The 5,920-nt window shown below is 61.6% G+C and carries 4 protein-coding genes and 1 pseudogene; all 5 read left to right on the forward strand.

The features are described 5' to 3' along the window. Positions 1–492, forward strand: a 492-nt coding sequence (locus EN879_RS21405) for a (2Fe-2S)-binding protein (RefSeq protein WP_281034599.1), incomplete at its 5' end; no start/stop codon positions are given. 113 nt (positions 493–605) lie between these two features. Beyond that, entirely contained in the window at positions 606–2,954 is a 2,349-nt protein-coding gene (locus tag EN879_RS21410; protein ID WP_027160446.1) for a xanthine dehydrogenase family protein molybdopterin-binding subunit, read from the forward strand. A gap of 113 nt (positions 2,955–3,067) precedes the next feature. Further along, complete coding sequence (locus EN879_RS21415) at positions 3,068–3,865, forward strand: xanthine dehydrogenase family protein subunit M (protein WP_063168155.1); 798 nt, start codon at positions 3,068–3,070, stop codon at positions 3,863–3,865. Positions 3,866–4,270: 405 nt separating this feature from the next. After that, positions 4,271–5,293, forward strand: coding sequence for an acyltransferase (locus EN879_RS21420; protein WP_013531268.1), 1,023 nt, complete (start codon positions 4,271–4,273; stop codon positions 5,291–5,293). 247 nt (positions 5,294–5,540) lie between these two features. Continuing rightward, positions 5,541–5,920 (forward strand): annotated as a pseudogene (locus tag EN879_RS21425) (OFA family MFS transporter); the annotation flags it as partial.

Here is a 5,920-nt window from a genome sequence, read left to right on the forward strand (position 1 = left end):
GACGTTTCGTTGATGGTGAACGGAAAGCGGGTCAGCGGTGCTGCCGAGGACCGAACACTTCTGGTTCACTTCCTGCGGGAAAATCTCGGCCTTACCGGCGCGCATGTCGGTTGCGACACCTCGCAATGCGGTGCCTGCGTCGTCCACGTCGACGGCAAGGCGGTCAAATCCTGTACGATGCTCGCGGTGCAGGCCTCCGGCTCGACCGTGTTGACGATCGAGGGCCTGGCAAATGGCGCCGACCTGCATCCGGTGCAGGCCGCCTTCAAGGAACATCACGGGCTGCAGTGCGGCTTCTGCACGCCGGGCATGATCATGACGGCGACCGACATGATCGGCCGCCACCCCGAAGGGCTCGACGAGGCGACGGTGCGTGCCGAGCTCGACGGCAACATCTGCCGCTGCACCGGCTACCACAACATCGTCAAGGCGATCCTCGCCGCATCGACGACGATGAAGGGGTCGAAGGGTAAGGCGAAACAAGCGGCTTGAACGAGGCAGTAGGGCAATAAGGCAGTAGGGCAGTAGGGAATCGGAGCCAATTTTTCCCTACTGCCGTACTGCCCTACTCACCTACTCCCCTACAATCTCGGGAGGAATTTCTGATGGGCATTGAAGGTGTTGGCGCTCGGGTCGCGCGCAAGGAAGACAAACGATTCATCACGGGCGCCGGCCGCTATGTCGACGACATGGTGGTTCCCGGCATGAAGCACGCCGCCTTCGTGCGCAGTCCGCACGCGCATGCGCAGATCAAGAAGATCGATGTGAAGAAGGCCCAAGGCATGCCCGGCGTCATCGGCGTGCTGACCGGCAAGGAACTCAAGGCCGATGGCATCGGCAATCTCATCTGCGGCTGGATGATCCACTCCAAGGACGGCTCGCCGATGAAGATGGGGGCATGGTCGCCACTCGCCTTCGACCGGGTCCGTTATGTCGGTGACGCCGTCGTCATTGTCGTCGCCGAGACCAAGGGGCAAGCGCGTGACGCCGCCGAGGCGGTCGAGATCACCTACAAGGAGTTGAAGGCCGTCGTCGACGCCTCCAAGGCGATGGACAAGGGTGCGCCGCAGATCCACCCCGAAGCGGACAACAATCTGATCTTCGACTGGGACATCGGCAATGCCGACGACACGGATGCGGCCTTCGGGAAGGCAGCCCATGTCGTCAAGATGGACATCATCAACAATCGGCTGGTGCCTAACGCCATGGAGCCGCGCGCCGCACTTGGCCATTACGACAAGGCCGAGGATCACTACACCTGCTGGACGACCTCGCAGAACCCGCATGTGGCGCGGCTGGTGATGAGCGCCTTCTACAATGTCGCGCCGGAAAACAAGCTGCGCGTGATCGCGCCCGATGTCGGCGGCGGTTTCGGCTCGAAGATCTACATCTATCCCGAAGAGATCGTCTGCCTGTGGGCGTCGAAGAAGACCGGGGTGCCGGTCAAATGGGTGGCTGACCGGACCGAGAGTTTTCTGACCGACGCGCATGGCCGCGACCATCACACCCATGCTGAAATGGCCTTCGACAAGGACCACAGGATCCTCGGCCTGAAGGTCGAAACCCAGGCCAATCTTGGCGCCTATATGTCGCTGTTTTCGTCGGCGACGCCTACCTACCTCTATGCGACGCTGCTGTCGGGCCAGTACAATATCCCGGCCATCCACGCCAATGTGAAGGCGATCTATACCAACACCGCGCCCGTCGATGCGTATCGCGGGGCAGGGCGGCCGGAAGCGACCTTCGTCATGGAGCGCATGATGGAGACGGCGGCCCGCCAGTTCGGCGTCTCGCCGGCCGAGCTGCGGCGCAAGAACTTCGTCACAGCGTTTCCGCATCAGACGCCGGTCATCATGTGCTATGACGCCGGCGACTATGCCGCTTCGCTCGATGCGGCAATGAAGGCGTCGGATTATGCCGGCTTTGCCAAGCGCAAGGCCGCCGCCGCCAAGAAGGGGCTGCTGCGCGGCATTGGCATGAGCTGCTACATCGAAGCCTGCGGCATCGCCCCGTCTGCTGCCGTCGGCTCGCTCGGCGCCGGTGTCGGCCTTTGGGAATCGGCGGAAGTGCGCGTCAACGCGGTCGGCACGATCGAGGTGCTGACTGGCTCGCACAGCCACGGCCAGGGCCATGAGACGACCTTCGCGCAACTGGTCAACGAGCGCTTCGGCGTGCCGCTCGATTCGGTCTCGATCGTGCATGGCGACACCGACAAGGTGCAGATGGGCATGGGCACCTATGGCTCGCGCTCGGGTGCAGTCGGCATGTCGGCCATCGTCAAGGCCCTCGACAAGGTCGAGGCCAAGGCCAAGAAGATCGCGGCACACCTGCTCGAAGCCGACGAAGGCGATATCGTCATCGAGAATGGCGCGCTGAAGGTCGCCGGCACCGACAAGAACGTGCCGTGGTTCCAGATGGCGCTGGCCGCCTACACTGCCCACAACCTGCCGGGCGGCATGGAGCCCGGGCTGAAGGAGACGGCGTTCTACGATCCGTCGAATTTCACCTTCCCGGCGGGCTGCTATATCTGCGAGGTCGAGGTCGACCCGGAAACCGGCGTCACCGAGATCGTCCAGTTCGTCGCTGCCGACGATTTCGGCAACATCATCAACCCGATGATCGTCGAAGGCCAGGTGCATGGCGGGCTGGCGCAAGGCATCGGCCAGGCGCTGCTCGAAGGCGCCCATTATGACAATAGCGGCCAGCTTTTGACCGCGAGCTACATGGACTACACCATGCCGCGCGCCGGCGATCTACCGTCGTTCAAGGTCTCGACCTCGAACACGCCATGCCCGGGCAATCCGTTGGGGATCAAGGGCTGCGGCGAGGCCGGCGCCATCGGCTCGCCGCCGGCGGTGATCAACGCCCTCACCGACGCCATCGGCAGCAACGATCTTGCCATGCCGGCTTCGCCGTCCACCGTCTGGGCCGCGATCCGCGCAACGAAACACTGAAAGCGAATAGCGAATAGGGAGTAGCGAATAGGGAAGAGAAGGCGGTGCGACTGGATAGTTCCTATTCGCTATTCGCTACTCCCTATTCGCCCATTCACCCAAGGGAGAATTCCATGTACGCAGTCAACTATCACCGCGCCGCCTCGGTCGCCGATGCTGCCAAGCTGGTCAAGACAGGCGACGCCAAGCTGCTTTCGGGCGGTATGACGCTGATCCCGGCGATGAAGACGCGGCTTGCCGCGCCGTCAGACCTTGTCGACCTGTCGCGGATCACGGAGCTGCAGGGCGTCAAGGTCTCGGGCAAGACCGTCACCATCGGCGCCGCGACCACGCATCACGCCGTTGCCAATGACGAGAAGCTGAAGAAGGCCTGTCCGGCGCTTGCCCATCTGGCGTCACTGATCGGCGATCCGGCGGTGCGCCATAAGGGGACGATCGGCGGCTCGATCGCCAACAACGACCCGGCGGCCGATTATCCGGCGGCGCTCCTGGCGCTGGGCGCCACCATTATCACCAACAAGCGCGAGATCGCTGCCGACAAGTTCTTCAAGGGTCTGTTCGAGACCTCGTTGAAGGAAGGCGAGATCGTCACCGCCGTCACCTTCACCGCGCCGGCCAAGGCGGCCTATGAAAAGTTCCGCAATCCGGCATCGCGCTACGCCATCGTCGGCGTGTTCGTTGCCAAGGGCAAGGATGGCGTCAGCGTCGCCGTCACTGGAGCCGGCGATGACGGCGTCTTCCGCTCGAAGGAGATCGAGGCAGCATTGGCCAAGAATTTCGCGGCCTCGGCACTGGAAGGTGTGAAAGTGCCGGCGAAGAATCTGATGACCGACATCCATGCCTCGGCCGATTATCGCGCCAATCTGATCGCGGTGATGGCCAAGCGCGCGGTTGCGGCAGCCAACGCCTGAGAAACTGTTTGGAAACTCTACTCCGGCGGCCATCTGATGGCGTTTTCTGTGCTTCCGGTGCTCACGTACCAAAAGTACGCTCCGCTCCGGTTCTCGAAACCACCACCTATGACTCGCCAGGGCGAGTTTCGAAACAGTTTCTAATACGATCAGTCGCAGACAAGGAAAGGGGCCTCCGTGGCCCCTTTTCTCGTGCGGCGGCCTGCATCCGTTCAGTTGCTGATGGAATCGCTGCCGCACTGCTTGAAGCAAATCCCCGCCGAGCCGGAGGCCGGACCTGATCCGGCAGCAATCTCGCACTTGCACAAATCCATATTGCACTGCAATATGAACTAGGGCGGGAATGCGAGCTGGGTTCGAATTGTACCATCGTACCCTTCGCATGCCTATTGCGAGAGGATCGGCATGACCGACATTTCCGCGACGCATGTCGTTCCGTCCCGATCCGCCGCCGACAGATCAACCAGAACAAGACTGGCCTATCTCGACGGCTGGCGCGGGCTTTCGATCGCGCTGGTTCTGATCGGCCATTTCTTTCCGGTTCCGGGAATCAATCTTGGCGTGCTGGGCGTCGAATTCTTCTTCGTGCTCAGCGGCCGGCTGATGGGCGAGATCCTGTTCATCGAACGCTACCCGCTGAAAAAATTCTTCAAACGCCGCTTCTCCCGCATCTATCCGGCTCTTCTGGTCTTCGTAGTCGTCGCGATGATCGCGCTCTCCGGCACGTTCCTCGCCTTCAAATGGAAGGCCGCGCTGACGGCGCTGACATTCACCTACAATTATGCCGGCATTCTCGTGGCTCGGGCAGGGGCGCTCGACCATATCTGGTCGCTCTGCATCGAGGAGCACGCCTACATCATCCTGGCGCTGATCAGCGTCATCGTCTCAAGTCGCTCTCGCGTGGTCGTGCTGCTCCTGGCGCTGGCCTTGCTGGCCATGGCCAATGGCGCGGTTTCGTACTGGGTCTTGGGGATGGACTACGAAACCACTTATTGGCGCACGGATGTGCACATCGCGTCGATCCTCCTGTCGGCTTCGATCTGCCTGCTCAAGGCCGACGGCAGGCTGCCGGCGTTTTTGAGAGGCAAGCATGTGGCCCTGGTGGCAACGGTCTGTGCCGTTGTCCTGTTCCTGGATCGGGTGCCGACGCCGATGCACTATCTCTTCGCGGTGCCGCTGCTGGCTCTGGCCGTCAACGCACTCGATTTCAGCCCACGGTATTTTTCCGGATTGCTGTCGTCCTGGCCGATGGCGACGCTGGGGCTGTGGTCGTACTCGCTCTATTTATGGCAGCAGCCGTTCTACAAATTCGTCTATGAGCAAGGCAGCGCGCCGATACCGATGCTGGCCGCAGTCTTCGCTTGCGCGGCCTGCAGCTACTACCTCATAGAGCGCCCGGCGCGCGAATGGCTCAACCGCAACTGGTGAATGCCGTCGTGCCCGGCCAGATGATCGTGAGTGCAGGTGGAGGGATCGCGCTTCATAAGCAGACAGTCAATCAATTGTTTCTAATCTAACTTTCGGGAAAGCAATGACCTGCTTTGCGATATGGGCCAGTCTCATTAGACATTGGTCGTATGGCAGGCATTCCTTATTGCCTCGCCGGCTTACCCGCCTAGTTTGTTCGCAGGACACATCTGAGAAGATGGTTCGAAGACGCATCTGGGAGGATGGAATGGATACGACTGGGGAAAGGGCGGGCGGCTGGCTCGACCGCTCACGCACCGTCGCCGAGCCTGGCTTCAGCAGGTGGATGGTGCCGCCGGCGGCGCTCTGCATCCACCTTTGCATCGGCCAGGCCTATGCGTTCAGCGTTTTCAACTTGCCGATGTCTAAGCTGATCGGCATCACCGACTCGGCGCCCGACGACTGGAAATTGACCGGCCTCGGCTGGATTTTCTCGATCGCGATCCTGTTCCTGGGCATTGCGGCGGCGTTCGGCGGCGGCTGGCTGGATCGCGTCGGTCCGCGCAAAGCCATGGTCGCTTCTGCCTGTTGTTTCGGCGGCGGCTTCATTGTCTCGGCGCTCGGCGTCTATCTGCACCAATTGTGGAT

It is taken from the genome of Mesorhizobium sp. M7A.F.Ca.AU.002.02.1.1, assembly GCF_003998535.1.
Classification (GTDB): Bacteria; Pseudomonadota; Alphaproteobacteria; order Rhizobiales; family Rhizobiaceae; genus Mesorhizobium; species Mesorhizobium ciceri.